The sequence below is a fragment of the Corynebacterium senegalense genome, from assembly GCF_900411315.1.
GTDB classification, from domain to species: domain Bacteria; phylum Actinomycetota; class Actinomycetes; order Mycobacteriales; family Mycobacteriaceae; genus Corynebacterium; species Corynebacterium senegalense.
Genome location: NZ_LS990887.1, coordinates 449393 through 473470 on the forward strand (window position 1 = coordinate 449393; position 24078 = coordinate 473470).

The 24078-nt window shown below is 69.7% G+C and carries 23 protein-coding genes; 4 read left to right on the top strand and 19 right to left on the bottom strand.

Translation table 11 applies throughout. The features are described from left to right. Nucleotides 1-4: 4 nt before the first annotated feature. Nucleotides 5-808, top strand: a complete 804-nt coding sequence (locus tag DYZ02_RS02165; protein WP_115684793.1) for a spermidine synthase — start codon at nt 5-7, stop codon at nt 806-808. Here the strand turns inward: DYZ02_RS02165 and DYZ02_RS02170 are convergent. Then, on the bottom strand, nt 732-3161 hold the full coding sequence (locus DYZ02_RS02170) for a bifunctional lysylphosphatidylglycerol flippase/synthetase MprF (RefSeq protein ID WP_115684794.1): 2430 nt from the start codon (nt 3159-3161) through the stop codon (nt 732-734). The two genes, DYZ02_RS02165 and DYZ02_RS02170, sit on opposite strands and share 77 nt — an antisense overlap. Then, the gene (locus tag DYZ02_RS02175) at nt 3158-4375 is read right to left on the bottom strand and encodes an alpha/beta hydrolase (protein ID WP_115684795.1); all 1218 of its coding nucleotides are present in this window, start codon (nt 4373-4375) and stop codon (nt 3158-3160) included. The genes DYZ02_RS02170 and DYZ02_RS02175 overlap by 4 nt, the downstream gene beginning before the upstream one ends. 20 nt (nt 4376-4395) lie before the next feature. On the opposite strand from DYZ02_RS02175, the gene DYZ02_RS02180 reads away from it, so the two are divergent. After that, nucleotides 4396-5034 (top strand): esterase/lipase family protein, encoded by a 639-nt coding sequence (locus DYZ02_RS02180; protein ID WP_115684796.1) that lies wholly within the window; start codon nt 4396-4398, stop codon nt 5032-5034. Between the two features lie 57 nt (nt 5035-5091). On the opposite strand, the gene DYZ02_RS02185 is transcribed toward DYZ02_RS02180, so the two are convergent. The 5 genes from DYZ02_RS02185 to DYZ02_RS02205 all read right to left on the bottom strand — a co-directional run bounded on the left by DYZ02_RS02185 (nt 5092) and on the right by DYZ02_RS02205 (nt 10360). Continuing rightward, nucleotides 5092-6159, bottom strand: coding sequence for a glycoside hydrolase family 25 protein (locus DYZ02_RS02185; RefSeq protein WP_115684797.1), 1068 nt, complete (start codon nt 6157-6159; stop codon nt 5092-5094). Between the two features lie 69 nt (nt 6160-6228). Beyond that, the gene (locus DYZ02_RS02190; RefSeq protein WP_115684798.1) at nt 6229-7368 is read right to left on the bottom strand and encodes a cysteine desulfurase family protein; all 1140 of its coding nucleotides are present in this window, start codon (nt 7366-7368) and stop codon (nt 6229-6231) included. A gap of 22 nt (nt 7369-7390) precedes the next feature. Next, a complete protein-coding gene (locus tag DYZ02_RS02195; RefSeq protein ID WP_115684799.1) occupies nt 7391-8548 on the bottom strand; it encodes a THUMP-like domain-containing protein in 1158 nt (385 codons plus the stop codon). Then, the gene (locus tag DYZ02_RS02200; RefSeq protein ID WP_245945539.1) at nt 8545-9411 is read right to left on the bottom strand and encodes an NUDIX hydrolase; all 867 of its coding nucleotides are present in this window, start codon (nt 9409-9411) and stop codon (nt 8545-8547) included. Before DYZ02_RS02200 ends, DYZ02_RS02195 begins: the two co-directional genes overlap by 4 nt. 61 nt (nt 9412-9472) lie before the next feature. After that, on the bottom strand, nt 9473-10360 hold the full coding sequence (locus DYZ02_RS02205; RefSeq protein ID WP_115684800.1) for an ABC transporter ATP-binding protein: 888 nt from the start codon (nt 10358-10360) through the stop codon (nt 9473-9475). A gap of 170 nt (nt 10361-10530) precedes the next feature. Between DYZ02_RS02205 and DYZ02_RS02210 the strand changes: the two genes are divergently transcribed. Together DYZ02_RS02210 and glgB are read left to right on the top strand one after the other, a co-directional pair. Further along, a complete protein-coding gene (locus tag DYZ02_RS02210) occupies nt 10531-12600 on the top strand; it encodes a maltotransferase domain-containing protein (protein WP_115686328.1) in 2070 nt (689 codons plus the stop codon). A gap of 62 nt (nt 12601-12662) precedes the next feature. Then, nucleotides 12663-14861, top strand: a complete 2199-nt coding sequence (gene glgB / locus DYZ02_RS02215) for a 1,4-alpha-glucan branching protein GlgB (RefSeq protein ID WP_115684801.1) — start codon at nt 12663-12665, stop codon at nt 14859-14861. A gap of 4 nt (nt 14862-14865) precedes the next feature. Here the strand turns inward: glgB and DYZ02_RS02220 are convergent, their stop codons facing one another. From DYZ02_RS02220 to DYZ02_RS02275, 12 genes are all read right to left on the bottom strand, one after another. Beyond that, nucleotides 14866-15729 (bottom strand): co-chaperone YbbN, encoded by an 864-nt coding sequence (locus DYZ02_RS02220; RefSeq protein WP_115684802.1) that lies wholly within the window; start codon nt 15727-15729, stop codon nt 14866-14868. Nucleotides 15730-15735: 6 nt separating this feature from the next. Next, the gene (locus tag DYZ02_RS02225; RefSeq protein WP_115684803.1) at nt 15736-16089 is read right to left on the bottom strand and encodes a thiamine-binding protein; all 354 of its coding nucleotides are present in this window, start codon (nt 16087-16089) and stop codon (nt 15736-15738) included. Between the two features lie 10 nt (nt 16090-16099). Next, nucleotides 16100-16387, bottom strand: a complete 288-nt coding sequence (locus DYZ02_RS02230) for a hypothetical protein (protein WP_115684804.1) — start codon at nt 16385-16387, stop codon at nt 16100-16102. 4 nt (nt 16388-16391) lie between these two features. Next, complete coding sequence (gene nucS / locus DYZ02_RS02235) at nt 16392-17084, bottom strand: endonuclease NucS (protein ID WP_115684805.1); 693 nt, start codon at nt 17082-17084, stop codon at nt 16392-16394. 30 nt (nt 17085-17114) lie between these two features. After that, nucleotides 17115-17597: a DUF2550 domain-containing protein gene (locus tag DYZ02_RS02240; protein ID WP_115684806.1), complete on the bottom strand. Its 483-nt coding sequence runs from the start codon at nt 17595-17597 to the stop codon at nt 17115-17117. A 184-nt stretch (nt 17598-17781) separates the two neighbouring features. Next, complete coding sequence (locus tag DYZ02_RS02245) at nt 17782-18153, bottom strand: F0F1 ATP synthase subunit epsilon (RefSeq protein ID WP_115684807.1); 372 nt, start codon at nt 18151-18153, stop codon at nt 17782-17784. Between the two features lie 10 nt (nt 18154-18163). Beyond that, on the bottom strand, nt 18164-19648 hold the full coding sequence (atpD, locus tag DYZ02_RS02250; RefSeq protein ID WP_115684808.1) for a F0F1 ATP synthase subunit beta: 1485 nt from the start codon (nt 19646-19648) through the stop codon (nt 18164-18166). A gap of 3 nt (nt 19649-19651) precedes the next feature. Beyond that, nucleotides 19652-20626 carry a F0F1 ATP synthase subunit gamma gene (locus DYZ02_RS02255; protein WP_115684809.1) on the bottom strand — a complete coding sequence of 325 codons (975 nt, stop codon included), beginning with the start codon at nt 20624-20626 and terminating at the stop codon, nt 19652-19654. Nucleotides 20627-20673: 47 nt separating this feature from the next. Then, on the bottom strand, nt 20674-22341 hold the full coding sequence (gene atpA, locus DYZ02_RS02260) for a F0F1 ATP synthase subunit alpha (protein ID WP_115684810.1): 1668 nt from the start codon (nt 22339-22341) through the stop codon (nt 20674-20676). Between the two features lie 9 nt (nt 22342-22350). Next, nucleotides 22351-23184: a F0F1 ATP synthase subunit delta gene (locus DYZ02_RS02265; RefSeq protein WP_115684811.1), complete on the bottom strand. Its 834-nt coding sequence runs from the start codon at nt 23182-23184 to the stop codon at nt 22351-22353. A gap of 5 nt (nt 23185-23189) precedes the next feature. After that, nucleotides 23190-23768, bottom strand: a complete 579-nt coding sequence (locus DYZ02_RS02270; protein WP_115684812.1) for a F0F1 ATP synthase subunit B — start codon at nt 23766-23768, stop codon at nt 23190-23192. 47 nt (nt 23769-23815) lie between these two features. Further along, nucleotides 23816-24061 carry an ATP synthase F0 subunit C gene (locus tag DYZ02_RS02275; protein ID WP_038589976.1) on the bottom strand — a complete coding sequence of 82 codons (246 nt, stop codon included), beginning with the start codon at nt 24059-24061 and terminating at the stop codon, nt 23816-23818. Between the last annotated feature and the right edge of the window lie 17 nt (nt 24062-24078).

Genomic DNA, 24078 nt, shown 5'->3' on the forward strand with positions numbered 1-24078 from the left:
GGCTATGGCCCCACAAAGCGAAACCTACGAGATCGACACGGGCGTGGCGGAGGTGGTCACCGAGCCCGACGGCTCGCTCGTCCTGCTGGTCAACGGGGTGCCGAGTTCCCACATCGTGCCCGGCGAGCCGGAGCGCCTCGACTTCGAGTACATGCGCTGGATCGCTGACTTCCTGGACAGCGTCCGGCGCTGGGACAAGCCCCGCCTGACGCACCTGGGCGGGGCCGCGTGCTCCCTGCCGCGCTACTTCGCCTCCGCCTGGCCCGGCAGCCGCAACACCGTCGTCGAGATCGACATGGAGCTCGCGCAGCTCGCCCGCCAGCTTTTCGACGTCCCCCGCGCGCCCGCGGTGAAGATCCGCGTGGGCGACGCCCGCGAGGAGACCTTCGGCTTCAAGCCGGCCACGCGCGACGTGATCATCCGCGACGTGTTCTCCTCCGCCACGACCCCGCGGGAGCTGACCACGGTGGAGTTCTACGCGGCGGCGAGGGCGTCGTTGAGCGAGCGGGGGATCTACGTGGCCAACTGCGGCTCCCACGCCGACCTGCGCGAGGCCCGCGAGGAGCTGGCGGGCATGGCCGAGGTGTGGCCGCACCTCGCGGCCATCGCCGACCCACCCATGCTCAAGGGGCGCCGCTACGGCAACATCATCCTCATCGGCGCCAACGAGCCGGTCGAGGCGAGCCCGCAGCTGACCCGCGACCTGCTCAAGGGCGCCGTGCCCGCGCACTTCAAGGGCGATGAGTGGGCCCGCCGCCTGGCGACGACTCCGCGGCGCGATCCCGACCCGACTGCTGCCGCCGGCTGAAGAACTCCCGGGCGACCGTGACCACGTCCGAGCGCCGCATGTCCGGCAGGTAGCAGTCCACCACGGCGAGCGCGATGGACGGCAGCGCCATCTCGTCGTCGTAAAGCAGGTACCAGCCGCGGTGCGCCGGGTGGAACTTGTACTTCGAGGCTGCCAGCGAACGGAAGCCGTAGAGCGGCTCGATCGTCGCGCCCGTCTTGTCCAGCAGGACCTCCACGAGGGAGGTCGGGGTGTCGGTGCGGGCCAGCGGCGCGCCCGACAGCGAGACCCACTCGAGTCCCTCCCCGCCCGCCACGATCGCAGCCTCGGCGAGGAGGAACTCGATGACGGGGCGGAACCCTCCCGAGTCGCGCCGCATGAAATCCAGCGTGTAGCCGACCAGGCGGCCGCTCTCGTACACGGGCAGCCAGCTTGTCACCCCGTGGAGGTGGCCCGCTTCGTCGAGCGCGATGAGCAGCCGGGTGCCCGAGTCGGCGAGTTCCTCCACGCCGCCGAGGGTGAACCCCATCTCCGGCAGGGCCTTGTCCGCCACCCACTCCTCGGACAGGGCGACGATCTTGTCGCGGGTCTCCACGTCGCACTCGGCCCACGACGTCCACACCGCGCGCACCCCCTCCTTCGCCGCCCGGTTGCGGGCGGTGCGGATGTTCTGGAACTTCTTGCCCTTGAACTCCAGATTGTCCGTGTACATGAGCGATTCCTCCGCCACGTGGACGCTGCGGCGGCCGGGGCGGGCGAAGTCCTGGTCCACCGAGTACCACGCGACGCGCCACCCCTGCTCCGCGGCGAAGTCCTCGAAGGCGTCCGCGACCTCCCCGCGCGCCGCCGCGCTGCACCAGACGGGCCCGCCGACGGTGACCGCGACGTTGCGGGAGACCCGGTAGGCCACGTACCCGTCCTCGCCGTGAAAGAAGCAGCGGTTGCCGTCCCACAGCCCCATCCACGCCAGGTGGTCGCCGGTGCCGCGCTCGAGCATGGCGCGGGCGCGGGCGCGGTCCTGCTCCGCCGCGGCCGACGGCGGCGAGGAGAGCACCCGGAACAGCAGGTAGAGCGCGACAGCCCAGAAGACGATGCCGACCCACTCGTAGAGGGCCCACGCCGCAGCCGTGCGGGGCACGAGGTAGTGCGGCATGAGCACCGCGACGGCCGGGGGAAGGTAGCGAATCGGCAGCTCCGCCAGCACCGACCCCAGCGTCGTCGGGGTGAGGAAGCCGTGGCGCAGGGACATCGCGCCTGCGGTCCACACCGCGGCGGTCGTGGCCAGGGCCGCCAGCACCCGGGCGACGGCCGGGCGCCACTCGGAGCCGACCGCGAAGCGGCGGCGCGTCGCCGCCAGCACCGCCAGCACGCCCAGCCAGGGCAGCACCACGAGGACGACGTTGACGTTGGTCATCGCGTCGCCGCCGACCCCGCCGACCTGCGCGGCGATGACCACCAGGGAGCCGGCCGTGGCGGCCACCGCCAGAAGCCACGCCAGGCGGCGCCCGCGCGCCAAACCGAGCGCGATGACGAGCATGAGGGCGAGCGGGACCAGGTTGAGCAGGAAGGGCCCGACACCGTTCTGCTGGTTAATGGCGATGGCCTCCTGGCACGCCGTCGAGGCGACGTCGCGGCAGCGGTGGGCGACCTGGTGGGAGGCTAACGCCGGCTCCCACATCAGCTTGCTCACCCCGGCGAACGGCCCCTCCGCGGCGGGGTTGAGCGCCGTAAGGACCGGTCCCGTCGAGACGGCCGCGACCAGGGTGGCAACCATGACGCGGGACTCGCGCAGCGACATGTGCCACGCCGGGCCGGTGTCTGCGTCAATCAGGCTGCCCGCCGCCCACCCGAGGAGGACGGCGGAGAGCGCCACGACGTCGCTCAGCGCGCCCGAGTAGAGCACGAGGGTGCCGGTCAGGGCGAGCATCACCAGGCGCAGGCGCCGGCGCCACAGGACGCCCATGCCCGCCGTGGCGACGGCAGCCGGGCCGAAGATCCAAGCGACCGGAGAGAGGAACGTCTCGTTGGCGAGGTCGGTGCCCCACTGGTTGAAACCGGCGTGCTCGATGAACGTCGCCGCCACCAGGCCGGCGGGTACGGCGACCGCCTGGGAAGCCGCCGCGGCGACGAGGAAGCGCCGCGAGCCCAGGCTCACCTCGGCCGGCACCGCGAAGGCGGCCCACGCCAGCGAGGAAAACAGCAGCCCGACCGGGTGGCCGCTGGTCAGCCCCGAGCTGGCGATGTGCCACAGCTCCGAGTCTCCCGGCAGGTCGACGCCGAGGGCGACCCCTGTGGCCGCACGCACCGCGAAGGTGAGCCACACGGCCGCGAGGAGGACCAGGGAGACCGGGATGGAACGGGCTATCGACCTCATGCGATTCCTCCCCTTTTCGCCACGAACTCGAGGTTCTGGCGCAGCGCGACGCGCCACACTCCGTAGCTGTGCGCGCCCGGCAGGGTGTCGTAGGTGGTGTCCATCCCCGCGGTCCGGGCGAGGTCGTTGAGGTGCGGCAGCGCCGCCGTGCTCATCTGGTCGCGCTCGCCGGCGACGAAGCGCCCGGCGATGCCCCGGTAGGTGTCCGTCCCCGCGGCGTTTTCCAGGAGGGTGGCGGGGTTGACGGCCTGGAAGGCCTCCTCGCTGCCGTCGAAAAGCTCGTTCACCGTCTTGTCGTGGCTGCCGATGCTCGGCTCGGGCTCGCCGGAGAAGTCGAGGAAGGAGCCGTAGGCGGCGGGGTTGTTGGTCACCACCTGCAGAGCGCAGGTGCCACCGTAGCTCAGCCCGCCGATCGTCCACGTGCGCTGGTCGGGGTTGACGCGGAAGGTCGAGCGCGCAAGCTCGGGGATGTCGCGCGAGAGGTAGGTCTGCATCTCGAGCTCCGGGCCGTCGACGCAGCCGGGGTTGCCGGTGTCCGAGCCTGTCGCATCCGCGCTGATCACCAGCGGGGCAACGCCGTCGTGCTCGACCTGGAAGTCGTCGAGGGCCTGGGCGGCCTGGCCGTCGGTGAACCAGCCGCTCGGACGACCCGGACTGCCGGAGAGGAGCACGAGGACGGGCAGGTTCGCGTCGTGCCAGTAAGCGGGCGGGACGTAGGCCACGGCGTCGCGAAGCGGCTCCGCGGGCACCGTGACGAGCGCCCCCACCTCGCGCCCGTCGAGCGTCGGGGCCGAGGTGGCCGCCTGGAACTCCTCGAGGGTCATCGGCACGGTGACGGGGACCGGCTTGAACGAGCCGATCGTCGGGTACTCCTGGTAGACGAGGTTCGACGCGAGGTAGGCCACGACCACCGCCACGACGGCGAGCGGCGCGAGCCAGAGCCTCCGGCCCCGCTGGAACAGCGCGGAGAAGAGAACGAAGGCGGCGCCCGTCCCGCAGGCGTAGATGCTCGCGGGCACCGAGTCCGGGAAGGGCTTCGGCCACACGCCGAGGCAGAAGGCGACGACGGCGAGGAGAACCAGCGCCGCCCCCGCCGCCCACGCGGTGCGCCGGTTGGGGCGCAGCAGCGCCAGGAGCGCGCACGCGGCGGCGGCGACGTAGATGACTACGGCCGCGGCGGGCGAGACGAGAGACACAGATCGGACAAACTCCACGGTTTGTAATCTAGGTCGCCATGGGCCTGCTCTCCCACCTTCCGCGCCTCCTTCCCGACCCCTCCACAGCAACCTCCCAGTCCGCTGGCCGGGTTGTCGTGGCCGTTCACGGGACCCTGTCGGAGCCCGCCGCCTTCCGCGCCCTCGGCCGGACCCTCGGGGAGCGCGGGGTGGACTTGCTCGCGCCCTTCCACGGGGCGAGGGGCACGGCGCTTCTCGACGCCTCCGCCGCCGCCATCGCCCGAGACATCCGCGCCCTCCCCGCCGCCGTCTCGCGCGTCGACGTCGTGGGCCACTCCTCGGGCGCGCTGGTCGCGCTGCGCGCGCTCGCCGACCCGGAGGTGCGGGGGCGGCTGGGCACGCTCGTCGGGCTGGGCGCGCCGTGGCGGGGAACCGACCACCGCGCCTGGTACCGCCCCGACTGGCTCGTGCGGCGGGTCCTTGGCGAGTCCTTCGTGGAGCTGGAGGACGTCGCGGGAGAGCCCGTCCCGGAGGGCGTCGAGGTCGTCTCGATCGTCTCGGCCGCGGACCGGATCGTGCCCGCCCGCTCGTCGCGCCTCGGCCGGGTGATCGGCGTGGGCGAGGTGGCGCACGCGCGCCTGCCGCGGCGCACCGACGCCATCCTGGCGGCGCTGGACATCGGCCCCGGCTGCGCGTGAGCGCCGAAAACGCCCCGCCCCCGGGAGGTGGCGGGGGCGGCGCGTCGGAAAGCGCTGTTACTTGGAGGCGTTGTTGAGCAGGATGAGGAGGTCGCCGACCGAGTAGTCGCCGACCATCATCGTGCGCAGGTCCTCCACCGGCAGCTGGCCGCTGGTGACCAGGTCGCGGACCGCGCCGGCGATGTTGTCGGCGTCGAAGTCGTTGAAGCCGAGCTGCTGCGCCGCCTGCGCCACCTGCGGGGCGGCGAGGATGCCGCCGGCGAGGCCGAGGATCGCGACGACGAGGGCGGTGCTGTTCTGCTCGAGGACCGCGAGGTCGCCCGCCTCCGGGGCCTGGAAGGCCTCGAGGACGCCGCCGCCGGCGGTGAGGTCGCCCGCGACGAAGCTGCCGAAGGCGCCGCTGTTGCCGTTGAAGATGTTCTGGTCCACCGGGGTGGACACGCCCGCGACGCGGCCGTCGCCGGAGCGCTGCCAGATGGACACCTTGTCCCAGCCGCCGACGGGGCGCGGCGCCTGGTTCTGGTAGGCGGCGAGCCACAGCGGGTAGCCGGTGAAGGCGCTGGTGTTGTCCATGTGCTCGTACCAGAAGTAGCGGTAGGTGTAGACCATCGGCTTCGTGCCGGTGGCGCGCTCGACCTCGGTGAGGAAGGTCTGGGTCCAGGCGGCGAGCGCGGCCGGGTTGAGCCCCTCATCAACCTCGAGGTCGAGCACCGGGGGCAGGTTCAGAGCGGGGCCGGCGTTGATGACCTCGGAGAAGTAGCGGGCCTGGACGGTCGGGTCCTCGGCCGGGCGGGCGTAGTGGTAGGCGCCGACGGCAAGGCCGGCGTCGCGCGCGGCCTGTGCGTCTTCGTCGTAGTAGACGTTCTTCCAGCCCTCGCCCTCCGAGGCCTTGACGAAGGCGAAGTTCTGGCCGCCGGGGCCGGCGACGGTCTTCCAGTCGATAGCGGCGCCGCCGGGGCGCTGGTGCCCGGCGACGTCGACGCCCTGGACAAGGCCCGGGATGCCCTGCGCGCCCGCCTCGGTGTCGCGGGTGGGGCTGAAGGGGACGACGACGGCGAGGGCGCCGGTGAGCAGCGCGGCCACGAGGGCGGCGAGAACGGTGTGGTACCTCCGGTTGACATGCATGAGCCGCAGTGTATAGCACCAGCCCCACTAATTCATTTGCAACACACTAGTCACAAATGAAACAGGCTCTCAGGAGAGCGCGCCCGCCGCCCGCGCCCGCTCCACGACACCCGCGATCTCGCCCAGCACCGCGTTCACGTCCTCCTCGGTGGTCGTGCGCCCGAGCGTGAGCCGCAGCGCGCCCATCCCCTCGCGCCGGCCCACCCCCATCGCCTCGAGCACGTGGCTCATCCGGTGCACGCCCGCCGAGCAGGCGGATCCCGTCGACGCCTCAATCCCCTTCGCGTCGAGCAGCATGATCATCGCGTCCCCGCTGGCACCGGGGAAAAGCAAATGCGCGTGCCCCGGCAGGGTCGGCCCCTCGACTGTCACGATCGTGTCGGGCACCAGCTCCACCACCCCGCGCACGAGCTTCTTGCGCAGCTTCTCGACGCCCCTCGTCTCCTCCTCCATCTCCGCGACCGCCTCGGTAAGCGCGGCCGCGGCCGCGGCCGCCGACGCCACGTCCACGGTCCCCGAGCGCAGGCCGCGCTCCTGCCCTCCGCCGACGATCAACGGCAGCGGCGCCGGGGAGCGCTTGGCCAGCAGAATGCCCACCCCACGCGGCCCGCCGAACTTGTGGGCGGACGCCGCCAGCGTCGTCGCTCCGAGCGCGTGGAAGTCAACCGGGATCTTGCCCACGGCCTGCACCGCGTCGATGTGGACAGGGGTCCCCTGCGCCGCCGCGCGCTCGCAGAGCTCGGCGACGGGCTGCAGCGCGCCCGTCTCGTTGTTGGCCATCATGCACGTCGCCACCGCCGCCGGCGTGTCCAGCGCGGCGAGGTCCGCGACGACCCCCGAGCGGTCGACGGGCAGCCAGTCCACCTCGGCCCCCTCCTCCCGCTCGAGGAGCTTGACCGCCTCGAGGACCGCCGAGTGCTCGGTCGGCGGCACGACCACCCGGGTCACGCCCCTGTCCTTGACAGAGGTGCGGTACAGCCCCCGCACGGCCGTGTTGTCGGACTCGGTGCCGGAGCCGGTGAACACGACCTCGGCGGGGTCCGCGCCGAGGGCGTGCGCGACGGCCTCGCGGGCGTCGCTGAGCGCGGCGTTCGCCCTGCGGCCCGAAGCGTACTGGCCACCCGGGTTGAGCGCGCCCGCGTGGCGGACCCAGGCGTCGATGGCGCTTTGTCGCATGGGGGTGGTGGCGGCGTGATCGAAGTAGGGCATGCGCCCCAGATTAGCCCGGGAACTAGCCCCGCTCGCGCGGGCCGCAGATATAGGCCACCGCCCGCTGGCCCACGCGCGCGATGACCACCCCGCGCTGCTGCGTCCCCCGCAGCTTGAGCTTCTTGCGCAGCTGGTCCGGGTCGACGTCCACGCCCCGCACGAGGATCTCGGCAGACCCGGCGTCATGGGAGGCCAGGGCGGCGCGCAGCTTCTTTAGCGGAACCTCCTCCAGCACCCGGAACCCCGAGTAGCCGGGCGGCACGGCGTCGCCGGTGAGGAAGGCGATGTGCTCGTCGAGCATGCTCAGCCCGTGGCGGTGCGCCCAGTGACGCACCAGCCCGGCGCGGATGACCGCCCCGTCCGGCTCGACGATGAATTCCCGCGCCGCGCCGACGTCCACCGCGTCGTCCTCCGCGTCCGTCACGCGCTCGGCGCCCTCCCCGGAGCCGTTCCCACCGTCCAGGACGACAGCCTCGCGGGTCACCCCGCCCGCCAGGCCCGGGGTGTACAGGCAGGCCTCCTTCACCCCGCCGTCGAGGGAGATGACGCTGACCAGCCCCTCCCAGCCGGAGTAATCGATGCCCGGGGCGCACTTGACCGCCAGCTCGCGCCCGGCGTGCGCCTCCAGAAGCGCCGGCAGCGGCGGGTGGAGCTTCGCCGGGTCGGTGATGCGCCGGCCGCCCTCCCGCCGCGCGGGGTCGGCGACGACCGCGCCCGCCCGGCTCACGGGGGCCAGGGCGTCGGCGCGGGCCAGCCACGCCCCGGGCCCGAGGTTGTGCCGTGCCATGAGCAGGCGGGCGGGGTCGAGGTCCGAGCCCAGCCACGCCAGGCCCTCCGCGCGCGCCGCCGGGGCCTCGGAGCCGACGGAGCACGTCACGTCGTGGACGATTTCCACGCCGTGGCCGCGCAGGCGGGCGGCGCGCACCGCGGCCACCCGCGCGGGGGTGGCCTGCTGCGCGGCGTCGGCGTCGGTCAGCCACGAGGCGGGGAACTTGGCAAGCGCTCCCCGCCGGGCCGCCGCGAGCTCGAGCACCGCCCGGGCGCGCTCGCCGAAGCAGCGCTCGAGCAGGGCGCGGTCGGCGAACAGGGAGGCCTTGGTCAGCCCCAGCTCGGGCTCCACCTCCGCGATCTCCCCGGCGTGGGCGGCAAGGAAGCGCACCTCCGCTTCGCTGAAACTCATGGGTGGTCGGGGCCCTTTCCAATCCTGTCGGCCGGGCAGAAGGTGAAGAACTCCTTGTAGCGCGGGTGGTGCACCGGGTCGCCCACCACGGGGGTGAGCGCCGCTCCGCGGGTGGCGGCGACGAGCTCGCCCACGCTTCCGAAACCGGAGATGTCCAGCAGCTGCGCCCACGTCGAGGGGGCGAAGCGCACCAGCCCGGCGCGCCAGCCGTCGAGGAGCAGCCGGGGGCTGAACCAGTTCGCGTCGTCGGCCTCCTCCGTCTCCGAGTCCGGCTCCTGTCCGCCCGGCTTGACGGCCAGCCAGGAGAAGGTGTCGAAGAGGGTGCCCCTCTCGGAGCGGCCCACCCACCGGGCGTAGGGGGTGAGCAGGTCGGCGTGGACGTTGAGGGTGTTGGCCTGCAGGACGTCGGTAAGCGAAAGCTCGTGGGACTCGAGCTTGAGGCGCTGCTGGTGGAAGGGGCGTGCGTCGCGGAGCAGCTCGCCGTCGCCGTCGACGACGAGGAGGGTGCCGGTTTCCTCGAAGAGCTCGCGCACGGCGGCGAAGAGCAGGGCGTGCGCCTTATACTTGGTCACCCCCAGCTGGCGGGCGAGCGAGATGGCGGAGCAGCCGAACCACAGGTCCCCGTCGTTCCAGGACCTGCCCGGGAAGTCGCGGCTGTCCACCCCGCCGCCCGGGAAAACGGTCATGCCGGGGTAGTTCGGCATCGTCATGACGCGCTCCTGCACCCACACCTCGAGGCCGCTGCGGCCGTCGCGGGTGAGGATGACCGTGCTGGCCAGGCGCGCGCCGTTGTAGCCGCGCGTGTCGGTGGCGTCGATGGCGTCGGTGACGTCGCTGGCGCGGGGCAGACCTCGCGGTGACACGTTCGCTCGCCTCCTCCCTGCCGCTGCTATCTCACTTCTTCAGCCTTGCACATCCGCCTTTTTACCCTCGCCCCTGCCCGCGGGTCTCCTCGGCGGGGGCGCGGTGGGTGCCGCCGCGGCGGGAGCGGCGCGCGGCCCAGCGCCCGTCGGTGCGGGTGACCTCGATGGGCTGGTGGTAGGCCTTGGAGACGTTCTCCGAGGTCAGCACGTCGTCGATGAGACCCTGGGCGATCACCTGGCCCTCGTCGAGAAGCATCGCGTGGGTGAAGCCGTAGGGGATCTCCTCGACGTGGTGGGTAATCATGACGATCGCCGGCGCGTCCGGGTCGAGCGCGAGGTCCCCGAGGTAGGCGACGAGGTCCTCGCGCCCGCCGAGGTCCATGCCGGCGGCGGGCTCGTCCATGATGAGCAGCTCGGGGTTGGTCATGATCGCGCGGGCGATGAGGACGCGCTTCTTCTCGCCGTCGGACAGGGTGCCCCACGTGCGCTCCATGAGGTGCAGCGCCCCCACCTGCTCAAGCACCTCGAGGGCCTGGTCGTAGTCCATCTCGTCGTACTCCTCGCGCCAGCGGCCGAGGATGGCGTAGCCCGCGGAAACCACGAGGTCCTTCACGGTCTCCCCTGCCGGCACGCGCTGCGCCACCGCCGAGGAGGTCACGCCTATCGACGCCCGAAGGTCGCGCATGTCGGTGCGGCCGAGCCTCTCCCCGAGCACGAACGCCCTGCCCCGCGAGGGGAACTCCTGGGCGGAGGCGATGCGGATCAGGGTGGTCTTGCCGGCTCCGTTCGGGCCGATCACCACCCAGCGCTCGTCGAGCTCGACCTGCCAGTCGACGGGCCCGACCAGCGTCTTTCCCCCGCGGACGAACTCGACTCCGCGGAAATCGAGCAGCAGGTCGGGATCGGTTGCTTCCTCTGGGTTCAGGCTCTGGTCACTCACGCCCTCCATTCTGTCCTAAATCTCGCCCTCCCGGTGCGCCCGGCGCGCGGGGTGTTCTGACACTAGTGTGGGGTGGCGTACCTGAGCTGGCTGCGGCGCCGCCCGTTTCGCGCAGGCCGGCGCAGAGAAAACAGCCTCAACAGGAACGGACAACGCACAGGACGAGGATGGGCAAGAGGATGAGCAACAGCACCACCAGGACGACGAGCACCCCCGCGACTCCGGCGATCGGCCGCTTCGGCATCGACGACGTCCGCCCGCAGATCTCCGGGCGCACGCTGCCGTCGAAGGCGGTGGTCGGCGAGGTCGTGCCCATCTTCGCGCTGGTGTGGCGCGAGGGCCACGACGCCGTCGCCGCCACCCTCGAGCTGATGCAGCCGGACGGCGAGCAGTTCTCCGTGCACATGCAGCAGGAGGTCTACCGCCCCGACTACGTCCACGCGGTGTTCGTCCCCGACAGCCCCGGCCTGTGGCGCTTCCGCGTCGACGCGTGGAGCGACGTCATGGCCACCTGGCGCAACGCGGTGACGAAGAAGTTCGACGCAGGCCAGGGCGCGGCCGAGCTCGCCAACGACATCGCCCACGGCATCGAGCTTTTCGACGCCGCAGCGGCCCAGACCCCCGAGCCCGACCGCGCCGTGCTCGAGCGGGCCCGCCGCGCGCTCGCCGACGACACCCTCCCCCTCGACGACCGCCTGCGCCCCGGCCTGGGCGAAGAGGTGGTGGAGGTCCTTGACGCCTACCCGCTGCGCGAGCTGGTCACCCGCGGGCCGGTCTGCGACATCCTGGTGGAGCGCCGCGAGGCGCTGGTCAACTCCTGGTACGAGCTCTTCCCCCGCTCCACCGGGGGCGTGGACGCCGTGGGCAATCCTGTGCACGGCACGTGGGAGACCACGGCGAAGGCTCTCGACCGCGTCGCCGCGATGGGCTTCGACACCGTGTACTTCCCGCCGATCCACCCGATCGGCACGGAGAACCGCAAGGGGCGCAACAACGCGCTGGTGATCGAGGACGGCGACGTCGGCTCGCCGTGGGCCGTGGGCTCCGCCGACGGCGGGCACGACGCCTTCCACCCCGAGCTCGGCGGGGAGGCGGAGTTTCTCGCGATGAAGGTCCACGCCGACGAGCTCGGCCTGGAGATCGCCCTCGATTTCGCCCTGCAGGCCGCGCCCGACCACCCGTGGGCGGCCGAGCACCCGGAGTTCTTCACCGTGCTCGACGACGGCACCATCGCCTACGCGGAGAACCCGCCGAAGAAGTACCAGGACATCTACCCGATCAACTTCGACAACGCGCCCGAGGCGCTCTACGAGGAGATCTACCGGGTCCTCATGTACTGGGTGAACCTCGGCATCACCACCTTCCGCGTGGACAACCCGCACACCAAGCCCGTCAACTTCTGGCACTGGCTCATCGCGAAGGTCCACGAGACCCACCCCGAGGTCATCTTCCTCGCCGAGGCCTTCACCCGCCCGCCGCGCATGTACGGACTGTCCAAGGCCGGGTTCTCGCAGTCCTACACCCACTTCACGTGGAAGACCACGAAGGCCGAGCTCACCGACTTCGCCCAGTTGCTTGTCGACGTCTCCGACGTGTCCCGGCCCAACCTCTTCGTCAACACCCCCGACATCCTCCACGCCTCCCTGCAGACCGGCGGCCGGGCTGCCTTCGCCGTGCGCGCCACCCTCGCCGCGACGATGAGCCCGCTGTGGGGCGTGTACTCCGGCTTCGAGCTCTACGAGCACGAGCCGGTCCACCAGGGCAGCGAGGAGTACCTGGACTCGGAGAAGTACGAGCTGCGCCCGCGCGACTTCGCCGCTGCCCTCGAGCGCGGCGACTCCCTCGAGCCCTACATCGCGCTGCTCAACACGATCCGCCGCGAGAACCCGGCGCTGCAGCAGCTGCGTCAGATCCGCTTCCACGAGGTGTCGAACGACCAGATCATCGCGTACTCCAAGGTCGACGCGATCAGCGGCAACGCCGTCCTGGTGGTCATCAACCTCGACCCGACCGCGACGCAGGAGGCGATGCTGCGCGTCGACGCCGAGGCGATCGGCCTCAACCCGGGCGAGTCCTTCCCCGTCCACGACCTGGTCACCGGGGCGGACTACACGTGGTCCACCGACAACTACGTCCGCCTCGCGCCGGAGAGCAACGTCGCCCACATCTTCCGGCTCCCGGACGTGATCGCGCAGCGCCGCGAGAACCTCGCGTTCCGCCGCATCTCGGACCACGACTACAGGCCGTAGCCGCACTTTCCGGTAGCGTCGAAACAACACACCAGCACCCGACAACCCCTGTAAGGAAGGCCATGACGGGCACCGATCCATCGCTTCTCATCCCCGAGCACGACCGCCAGCGTCTGCTGACGTGCAAGCACCACGCCCCGCACGACTTCTACGGCTGGCACGCCACCGCGAACGGGTCGGTCATCCGCGCGCGCCTGCTCGGGGCGCAGCGCGTCGAGCTGCTCATCCACAACACCCACGTGGAGATGGAGAGCATCGGGGACGACATCTGGGTCGCCGGACTCGACGACGAGCACGCCCCCGACTACCGCTTCCGCGTCACCTACCCCGAGGGCAAGCCCGTTATCGTCGCGGACCCCTACCACTTCCTGCCCACCCTGGGCGCGCTCGACCTGCACCTGATCGGCGAGGGCCGCCACGAGCGGCTCTGGGAGGTCCTCGGCGCGAACGTGCGCTCCTACTCCACCTCGCTCGGCGAGGTCACGGGAACCTCCTTCGCCGTGTGGGCGCCCAACGCGCAGGGCGTGGCCGTGGTCGGCGAGTTCTGCAACTGGAACCCGAACCAGTACCCCATGCGCACACTGGGCTCCACCGGCGTGTGGGAGATCTTCATCCCCGGCATCGGCCCCGGCACGGCGTACAAGTTCGCGGTGCAGACCGCCAGCGGCGAGCGCGTGGACAAGGCCGACCCCCTGGCCAAGCAGACCCTCGCCCCGCCGGAGACGGTCTCCATTGTCGCCGACGCCTCCTCCTACGAGTGGGGCGACGACGAGTGGATGACAAACCGGCCGGGCATCGACGCCACCAACGCCCCGATGAGCGTCTACGAGTGCCACATCGGCTCCTGGAAGGAGGGCGCGAACTACCGAACGATGGCTGAGGAGCTCGTCCCCTACCTCGTGGACAACGGCTTCACCCACGTCGAGTTCCTCCCCGTCGCCGAGCACCCCTTCGGCGGCTCCTGGGGCTACCAGGTCACCGGCTACTACGCGCCGACGGCGCGGTGGGGAACGCCGGACGAGTTCCGCGCTCTCGTCGACAAGCTCCATGCCCACGGCATCGGCGTGCTCGTCGACTGGGTCCCCGCGCACTTCCCGAAGGACGCGTGGGCGCTGGCCCGCTTCGACGGCACCGCGCTCTACGAGCACCCCGACTGGCGCCGCGGCGAGCAGAAGGACTGGGGCACCTACGTCTTCGACTTCGGGCGCAACGAGGTGCGCAACTTCCTCGTCGCCAACGCCCTGTACTGGTGCGAGGAGTTCCACCTCGACGGGCTGCGCGTCGACGCCGTGGCCTCCATGCTCTACCTCGACTACTCCCGCAACCCCGGCGAGTGGCTGCCGAACCAGCAGGGCGGGCGCGAGCACTGGGACGCCGTGAAATTCCTCCAGGAGATGAACGCGACCGTCCACCGCACCCACCCGGGCGTGGTCACCGTCGCCGAGGAGTCCACCGCCTGGCCTGGCGTGACGGCCCAGACCTCCGCCGACGGCCTCGGCTTCAGCCTGAAGTGGAACATGGGCTGGATGAACGACACCCTCGAGTACTTCTCCCTCGACCCGGTGCACCGCTCGCACCACCACAACGAGATCACCTTCTCGCTGGTCTACGCCTTCTCCGAGCGCTACGTCCTGCCGTTCTCCCACGACGAGGTCGTGCACGGCAAGGGCTCGCTGTGGCAGCGTATGCCCGGCGACGACTGGAACAAGGCCGCCGGCCTGCGCGCCCTCTACGGCTACATGTTCTCCCACCCCGGCAAGCAGCTCATGTTCATGGGCTGCGAGTGGGGCCAGACCACCGAGTGGGACGAGGCGCACTCGATCAACTGGGACAACGTCGGCGACGGCTGGGGCCACGAGTACCACCGCGGCATCCGCCGCCTCGTCCGCGACCTCAACATGGTCTACCGTGACACCCCCGCCCTGTTCTCCCAGGACAACACCCCGCTGGGCTTCCAGTGGATCAAGGGCGACGACGCCCACCACAACGTGCTGGCCTACGTGCGTTGGGGCGTCGACGCGGTGCCGGTGCTCGCCGTGGTCAACCTGTCCGGGGCCTCGCACGTGGACTACCGCGTCGGGCTGCCTGAGGCGGGCAACTGGGAGCTAATCATCAACACCGACGACGCGGTCTACGGCGGCGCGGGCAACGACCTTCCGCGGCTCGTCCACACCGAGCCGACGCCCTGGGACGGCGTCGAGCAGTCGGTCGCGCTGCACCTGCCCGCGCTCAGCGTCCAGTACTACCGGCTGGTGCGCTAGCGCCCTAGAACAGAGCCGAGGCGAGCTTCGTGCGCGCGGCGATCACGCGCGGGTCGCCCGGCTCGAAGAGGGTGAACAGCTCGAGCAGGCGCTCCTTCGCCCGCGGCTCGGCCTTGACCAGCGCGATGAGGCGGTCGAAGGCCTTCTCCGGGGCGCCCGCGACCACCTCGGCATCGGCGGCGTCGAGCTGCTTGTCGACGTCCCCCGGCGCCGCCTCGGCCTCCGCGATCGGGTCGGTCGTGCGGTTGGCGGGGTTCAGCCGCTTCAGCACCGCCACGGTGGCCTTCGCCTGCTTGATCTCGGCGTTGCCGGGCTCCTCGGCGAGGATCTCGTCGTACACGGACGTCGCCGCGTCGAAGTCTCCGCGGTTCAGCGCCTCGGTGGCCGCGTCGAGGCGGGGGTCGGGCGCGGGTTCGCCGGGGGCGTTCCCATCGGCGTCGTCAGGCAGGCCCTCGAGTTGCGGTCCGATCTGCGAGACGAGGGTGGAGACCCACTGCTCGAGCTGGGCGCGCGGCTGTCCGCCCTCAAAGCTCGCCACCGGGCGCCCCGCCGCGAGCGCCAGGGTGGTCGGAACGCTGCGCACGCCGAGCATCTGCGCGAGCATCGGGTGCGCGTCGGCGTCGACGTAGGCCACGCGGAACGCGCGCTGGCCGCCGGCGAGGTCCCTGAGGTCCGCGGTGAGCTCTTCGGACTGCGGCGAGCGCGACGAGCCCACCACCACGATCACCGGGACCTGGACCGAGCGCTTGATCACCTCCTCCTCGAGGTTGTCCTGCGTCGCCTCGATGAAGGCCTCGAAACCCGAAGGCCCGGCCTCCTCGCCTCCCAGTGCCGACAGGTCCACCGCTCCCGCTCCGAAATCCGCCATGGGTCCTTACTCCTCGCTCTCTCCGTGCTCGTTCTCAAAGTGCTCGTTTTCAAAGTGCTCGTTTTCAAAGTGTTTGTTCAACGACTCCACCTTCTGGTGCAGCATGTCCGTGTAGCCGGGCCGGATGTCCGCCTTGATCACCAGCGACACCCGCGGGGAGACCTCCTCCACCGCCTGCGTCGCGCGCTTGATCACGTCCATCACCTCGTCCCACTCCCCCTCCACGGTGGTGAACATGGCGGTCGTTTCGTGGGGCAGGCCCGACTCCCGGACCACCCTCACCGCCCGCGCGACGGCGGCGGACATCTCCGCTGTGGGGTTGTTGGTCACCGTCGGGGCGACGGAAAAAGCAGCAATCATGGACCCCAGCTTAGCGACGCCCCCAGCAGTGCCGGTGCCAGTGCCGGCGATCCTCCGCCCCTCGCCCCGTCTCCTTCGGCCACGCCACGACGTGTGCCACCCCCGGCGGGATGTTCTGGTTGCAGCCCGGGCAGACGTAGAACTTCTGCGCCGCCGCGGACCCGATGGTGCGGACCAGGTAGGGCTCGCCGTGCGTCCACGACGGCCCCTCCTCCTCCCGGGTGCCCAGGTAGGTCGACCCGTCCCGGGGTAGGGAGCGCGCCGGGGTGATGTTGCCCCGCCTGTTCCTGCGCGGCATGGCCCTAGAACAGCCTCAGCTCGTTGGACTCGATGCCGCGCAGCTCGTCGTAGTCCAGCACGAGGCAGCGGAAGCCCCGGTCCTCCGCCAGCGTGCGCGCCTGCGGCTTGATCTCCTGCGCGGCGAAGACCCCGGACACCGGGGCGAGCAGGTCATCGCGGTTGAGCAGCTCGACGTAGCGGCTGAGCTGCTCGACGCCGTCGATGCCGCCGCGGCGCTTCACCTCCACCGCGACCGTCCGGCCCGTCGCGTCGCGGGCGAGCAGGTCCACCGGGCCGATGGCGGTGGGGTACTCCCGGCGCACGAGCGAGAAGCCGTCGCCAAGCGCGGTGATGTGCTCCGCGAGCAGCTCCTGGAGGTGGGCCTCGACGCCGTCCTTGACCAGGCCCGGGTCCTCCCCGAGCTCCACCGACGTCTCGTGGAGCACCTCCTCGAGGGAGATGCGCAGCTGCTCGCCCTTCGGGTTCTCCACGATCCACAGCTGCTCGCCCGTGTCGGTGCCCTCGATGTCCAGCACCGCCTCCTCACGCAGTGTGCACGGCGGGGTCATCCAGTTCAGGGGCTTGTAGGCGCGATCGTCTGCGTGGATGGACACAGAACCGTCCGCCTTGACCATGATCAGGCGCTTCGCGGTGGGCAGGTGGGCGTCGAGACGCCCCACGTAGTCGACGGAGCACCTGGCAATGATCAAACGCATGCGAACCAGGGTACCGCCCCGCGGCGCGGCCTACGCCTTGCCCCTCCCCCGCTGCGCCTGGTGCGCCAGGTGGGCCTGGTGCGCCTGGAAGGTCAGGTCGCGCCGCTCCTGGCGGCGGTCCGGCGCGGCCTCCACCCACGACACCAGAGCCATCTCGGTGCGGCGGTCCGCCGCGAACTCGTAGGCTCCCGCGGGGCAGTCCAACTGCAGGACCACCGACACCCCCGGCATGAAGTCGGCCTCCTGCTCGGTCAGCTCCCGCAGCCCGGTGATCGAGATGTCGCGGCGCGCCAGCGCGAGGTCCCGGGAAAACGAAAGGGAGCGGAGCTTGAAAAACTCAAGTTCCTCTCCCTTGTAACGCAGCACCCCGTGGCGCCAGCCGTGCAGGCCAGACGCCGGAAGCTGGCGAAACAGGCCCCGGGCGCCGGCGTTGCGGACCCGCACGAACCGCCAGACGGCCGCAGCCCCCGCGAGGGCGCACACGATCAGAAGCGCAACAACCACAAACTTCATCCGCTACTCCTGTCCAGTGGAAACGCCGGTCTACCGCGCGAGACTTACACGCGCGTCCTACCCGGCAATTCTAGTGCGCCGCCCGTGCAATGCAATCAGCCGAACGACGGACGCAGGACGCGGAAATGCTCAAGCCCCCGCCACAGGGGCGAGGGCTTGAGGCTGTGAGACAGGCCTGCCGGGCCTAGCGGGCGGAGCTGCGGCGCACGGCCGCGAGTTCCGCCTCGGCGCGAGCCTTGAGAAGCTCGTCTTCATTGCCGAGCTCGCTCTCCGCGGAGGCCGAGTCGACCTCGTCGGCAAAGATGGCGTAGTCCGCGAGGACCGTCACCTTGTCGCCTTGCACGGAGAGGAAGCCGCCCTGCACCGCGGCGACGATCCGCTCGCCCTCAATCGGGCGGATGGTGACGACGCCGTTCTCCTTGAGCTGGCCAAGAAGGGGCTCGTGGCCGGGCAGAATGCCGATCTCACCCTCGGTGGTCTGGGCCGTGAGGATGCTGGCCTGACCCGACCAGAGCATGCGGTCGACCGAGACCAGTTGCACGGTGATTTCAGCCATGTCGGCCCTCCTACTTCTCCTGCAGCTTCTTGTACTGGGCCTCGACGTCGTCGAGACCGCCCAGGTTGGAGAAGGCCTGCTCCGGGTAGGCGTCGAACTCGCCCTCGCAGAGCTTGTCGAAGGCGTCGATCGTCTCCTCGAGCGGCACGTAGGAGCCCTCGTCACCGGTGAACTTCTTCGCCACGAAGAAGTTCTGGCCGAGGAAGCGCTGGATCTTACGTGCGCGCATGACGGTGACCTTGTCCTCTTCGGACAGCTCGTCCATACCGAGGATGGCGATGATGTCCTGCAGCTCCTTGTTCTTCTGCAGGATACCGATGACCTTCTGGGCCACCGCGTAGTGGCGCTCGCCGACGATGCCCGGCTCGAGAATACGAGAGGTCGAGGTCAGCGGGTCCACCGCGGGGTAGATACCCTTCGAGGCAATCGAGCGGGAAAGCTCGGTGGTCGCATCGAGGTGGGCGAAGGTCGTCGCCGGGGCCGGGTCGGTGTAGTCGTCCGCCGGGACGTACACGGCCTGCAGCGAGGTGATCGAGCGGCCCTTGGTCGAGGTAATGCGCTCCTGCAGCACGCCCATCTCGTCGGCAAGCGTGGGCTGGTAACCCACAGCCGAAGGCATGCGGCCGAGAAGCGTCGAGACCTCGGAACCGGCCTGGGTGAAGCGGAAGATGTTGTCGATGAAGAGCAGCACGTCCTGGTTCTGCTCGTCTCGGAAGTACTCCGCCATGGTCAGGCCGGACAGGGCCACGCGCATACGGACCCCGGGCGGCTCGTCCATCTGGCCGAAGACAAGGGCGGTATCGGGAAGAACGCCCATGTCCTCCATCTCGAGGAAGAGGTCGGTGCCCTCACGGGTGCGCTCGCCGACGCCGGCGAACACGGAGGTACCCGAGAACTCGCGGGCGATACGGGTAATCATCTCCTGGATGAGAACCGTCTTGCCCACGCCCGCGCCGCCGAACAGGCCGATCTTGCCGCCCTTGACGTACGGGGTGAGAAGGTCGATGACCTTGATGCCGGTCTCCAGGATCTCGGTCTTGCCCTCGAGGTCCTTGAAAGCGGGCGGCTCGCGGTGGATGCCCCAGCGCTCGCCGTCCTTGCCCACCGACGGGTCGTCCAGGCACTCGCCGAGCGCGTTGAACACGTGGCCCTTGACCTGGTCGCCGACCGGGACGGAGATCGGGTTGCCGGAGTCGCGCACCTGGGCGCCGCGAACCAGACCGTCGGTCGGGGCCATGGCGATGGTGCGGACGAGGTTGTCGCCCAGGAACTGGGCCACCTCGAGGGTGATGGTCCTGGACATCTGGTCGAGCTCGATGTCGACGTGGAGAGCGTTGTAGAGCTCGGGCAGTTCGCCGCGCGGGAACTCCACGTCGACGACTGCGCCGATGACGCGCACGACGCGGCCGTTGTCGGAACCGGCAGGGTTCTGCGTGTTCACGGCCCCGCCCGACGGCTCGTCGTTGCGCTCCTCAATAGAGTGAGCAGTAGTCATGTTTTAGTCACTTTCTCCGCTACCGGACAGCGCCCCGGCGCCGCCGATAATCTCGGTGATTTCCTGGGTGATTTTTGCCTGACGGGCTTGGTTGGCCTCACGCGACAGGTTGTTGGCCAGGTCCGTCGCGTTATCCGTCGCGTTCTTCATGGCGGTTCGGCGCGAGGCGGACTCGGACGCCGAGGACTCCAAGAAGATCGAGTACAGGGTCCTCGAGACGTACGCCGGGAGCAGCTCCTCCATGAGGGTGTCCGGGTCCGGCTCGAAGTCCATGTCGGGCTGGACATCGCCGCTGGTGGTGAGCATGTCCTCCTGCTCGTAATCGAGCTCGGTGAGAACCGGCTCGATCGGCAGGAGCTGGTGGACACGCGCCTCCTGGGTCAGCATGGAGACGAACTCGGTGTAGACGACGTGCACCTGGTCGAAACCACGCACGCGCTCGCCTTCCGCAGCGTTCAGTCCCTCGCGCCACTCAACGTCGCCCTCGGAACCGGCGAGGAAGCCGTTGACGATGTGGTGGCGCACATCGTGCGTGCCCTCCCACGTCGGCTTCTGCGACCAGCCGGTCCACGCGCCAGCGACATCCATGTCGCGGAAGCGGAAGTGCGTGACGCCCTTGCCGCCCGTGACGTAGCGAACGACCTCGTAGCCGGCGTCGGTGAGCATGCGCTCGAGCTCCGCCGTCTTCTTCAGGACGTTGTGGTTGTAACCGCCAGCCATACCGCGGTCAGAGGTGACCACGAGGATTGCTGCGACCCGACCGTTCTCACGCTCGTGGAGCATGGGGTGGTCGAGGGAGCTCGCAGCCGCGAGGCGTTCCATGACGCGCAGCATCTCGTCCGCGTACGGCTTCGCCGCTTCGACGCGCTGCTGGGCCTTGGTGATCTGCGAAGTAGCGATCAGCTCCTGGGCCTTGGTGATCTTCTTCGTGGAGTTGACGGACCGGATGCGGTCACGCAATTCGCGAAGTGTTGCCATGGTGTACTCTCCTCCCTTCCTTTAGTAGTGCGTTTCCAAGCAGGGGGCTACTTGGCGCGGTTGACGTTGAGCTGGTGCTTGGAGACCTCGCTGGAATCCAGCGGCTCAGCCTCGGGCTCGCGCACGACGCGCTGGCCCTCGCTGGTCTGGAAACCGCGCGCGAACTCGTCGTTGACGCGCTTGAGCGTCTCCTTCGACTGATCGTCGAGGGCTGCGCCGCCGGCGATCTGCTCGTAGACCTCAGGGGCGTTGGAGCGGATGTGCTCCTGCAGCTCGGACTCGTAACGGCGGACGTCTGCGACGGGAACGACGTCGAAGGCGCCCTCGTTGGCCAGCCAGATGGAGATGATCTGGTACTCGACCGGCTGGGGGGAGTTCTCCGGCTGCTTCAGCAGCTCGACGAGGCGCTGGCCGCGCTCGAGCTGGCGCTTCGAGGCGGAGTCCAGGTCGGAGGCGAACGCGGCGAAGGCCTCGAGGTCGCGGTAGGCCGCGAGGTCAAGACGCAGGTTGCCGGCGACCTTCTTCATGCCCTTGGTCTGCGCGGCGCCGCCGACACGGGACACGGAGATGCCCACGTCGATAGCCGGGCGCACGCCCTGGTTGAAGAGGTCAGACTGGAGGAAGACCTGGCCGTCGGTGATCGAGATGACGTTCGTTGGGATGAAGGCACCCACGTCGTTCGCCTTGGTCTCGATGATCGGCAGCGCGGTCAGGGAGCCGGCACCGAGCTCGTCGTTGAGCTTGGCCGCGCGCTCCAGGAGGCGGGAGTGCAGGTAGAACACGTCGCCCGGGTATGCCTCGCGGCCCGGCGGGCGGCGCAGCAGCAGGGAGATGGCGCGGTAGGCCTCGGCCTGCTTGGTCAGGTCATCGTAAATGACCAGGACGTGCTTGCCCTGGTACATCCAGTGCTGGCCCAGGGCCGCACCGGAGAACGGAGCGAGCCACTTGAAGCCGGCGGAGTCGGATGCCGGGGCGGCCACGATGGTGGTGTACTCCAACGCGCCGTGCTCCTCGAGGGTGGCGCGGACACCGGCGATGGTCGAGCCCTTCTGGCCGACGGCGACGTAGATGCAGCGCACCTGCTTCGAGGGATCGCCGGTCTCCCAGTAGGACTTCTGGTTGAGGATGGTGTCGATGCAGACCGCGGTCTTGCCGGTCTTGCGGTCGCCGATGATCAGCTGGCGCTGACCGCGGCCGATCGGGGTCATCGCGTCGATGGCCTTGATACCGGTGGCCATCGGCTCCTCGACCGGCTGGCGGTCGAGAACGCCGGCGGCCTGCAGCTCAAGCGCGCGCTCCTCGGTGGATTCGATGGGGCCCAGGCCGTCGATAGGCTGGCCCAGCGGGTTGATCACCCGGCCGAGGAAGTTCTCCCCGACCGGGATGGACAGGACCTCGCCGGTCCTCTTGACTTTGTCGCCCTCGGTGAGGGTCTCGAAGTTGCCCAGGACAACGACACCGATGGTGTCGGTCTCCAGGTTCTGCGCTACGCCGATGACACCGTTGGGGAACTCGAGCAGCTCATTCGTCATGCAGCCCGGCAGCCCAGAAACCTGGGCGATGCCGTCTGCAGCCGAAGTCACCACGCCGACCTCCTCACGGGAGGCCTCCGCAGAGTAGCTCGAGGTGTAGTTCGCTATCGCGCTACGGATCTCATCGGAGGAGATCGTCAGCTCCGCCATGTTCTTCCTGCTCTCGGTAGTTTGTTCCAGCATATTTTCTGTCTAGTAGGCCATCTGTGCGGCGAGGTCGGCGCGCAGGCGCGTGATCTTGCCGCGCGTGGAGCCGTCGATTTCCTCGTCGCCAACACGGACGATCATCCCGCCGAGGAGGCTGGGGTCAACCTCGGTGTGGATGGCGATGTCCTGGCCGTAAATGTTGTGAAGCTTGCCCGCGAGCGCCTCGCGCTGGGACTCGTTGAGAGCCTCGGCGGTCGCCACGCGCGCGACGGTCTTGCCGCGCAGCTCCGCGACCTCCGCGGCGACTGCGGCGAGGTCGTCGATCGGGTTGCGCTCGGGGCGGCCGATGACCTGCAGAGCAAGCGCCTCGGTGAACATGGTCACCTTGCCGTAGATGACGCTTGCCAGCAGGCCGCGCTTCTGCTTCGCCTCTGCCGTCCTGTCGGAGAGCAGCTGGGTGAGCTGCTTCTCGTTTTCCAGCAGAACCGAGAGCTGGAAGAGCTCGCTCTCCACCTGCTCGAGCTGGCCCTGCCCCTGCGCGCCGAGCATCAGTGCACGGCGGCCGAGGTGGACGAGACCGCGACGCATGTCGCGCGACGAGGACCACTCCTGGCTGGCTGCTGCGTGCAGGATCTGGCGCGTCGGCTCCGCCACCTTGGCGCCGAAGACATCGTTGAGGATGCCCTCGCGCTGGGTGGCGTCGAGCGACGGGTCGGCGGCTGCGACGCGCAGGGCGCGCTCGCCGTCGAGCTGGTCGACGACGAGGAAGAGCTCGGTGCCGATCTGCGCGGCTACAGCGACGGAGTCGTCGGCGGTGCGAACCAGCTCATCGAGCTTGTTCGCCACGGTCTTCTGTGCTTCGCGACTAGCTGCCTTCATCTCGCCTACTTCCTCGTCGAGACGCCGTTGAGCCCGTCGAGCTCAGCAAGGAAGTCGTCGATCGTGTTGGAACGGCGGGTGGAATCCGACAGCTCCGTGCCGAGCAGGCGCTCGGCGAGGGAGATCGAGTTCTGGCCCATCTCGTTGCGCAGCTCCGAGACAACCTGCTCGCGGGATGCGAGCAGCTGCTTCTCGCCGGCCTCGACGATGCGGCGGGACTCCGCCTCAGCGTTGGCGCGAGCCTGTGCCTCGATCTCCTTGCCGCGCGCACGGGCGGCCTCGCGGATCTCGGCGGCCTCGGCGCGTGCCTCGGCCAGCTCGGCGTTGTTCTTTTCCAGGGCAGCCTTGGCCTCAGCCTGGGCGACCTGAGCACGCTCAATGCCGCCCTTGATCCGATCTTCGCGCTCAGCGAGAACTTCCTGGAACTTGGGAAGGACATACTTCCAGAACAGCAGGAAGACGACGATGAAGACGACCAAAGACCAGAACACGTCGTACATGGGAGGCAGGAGGATCGAGGGCTCTCCCTCCATCGGGAGGTGCTCGCCTTCCGCCGCCACGATAAATTCAGTGACGTTCGTCATAGGTTGCTCCTGATCTAAAAAGGTTTACGTTGTGGCGTTGGTTCTTTTTAGAACAGGAAGCCGGCAACGAGGCCGATGAGGGCGAGCGCCTCGACGAAGGCGATACCCAGGAACATGGTGGTGCGGAGCTGGCCGGCCATCTCCGGCTGGCGAGCCATGCCCTCGACGGTCTTGCCGACGAGCATGCCGATGCCGATGCCCGGGCCGATGGTGGCGATGCCGTAGCCGATGGACTGCAGGCCGTCGAAGGCGGTGACGGTCTCGTTTGCCTGAGCGAGGATGATGTCGTTCATGTGAAAGTCGTTCCCTT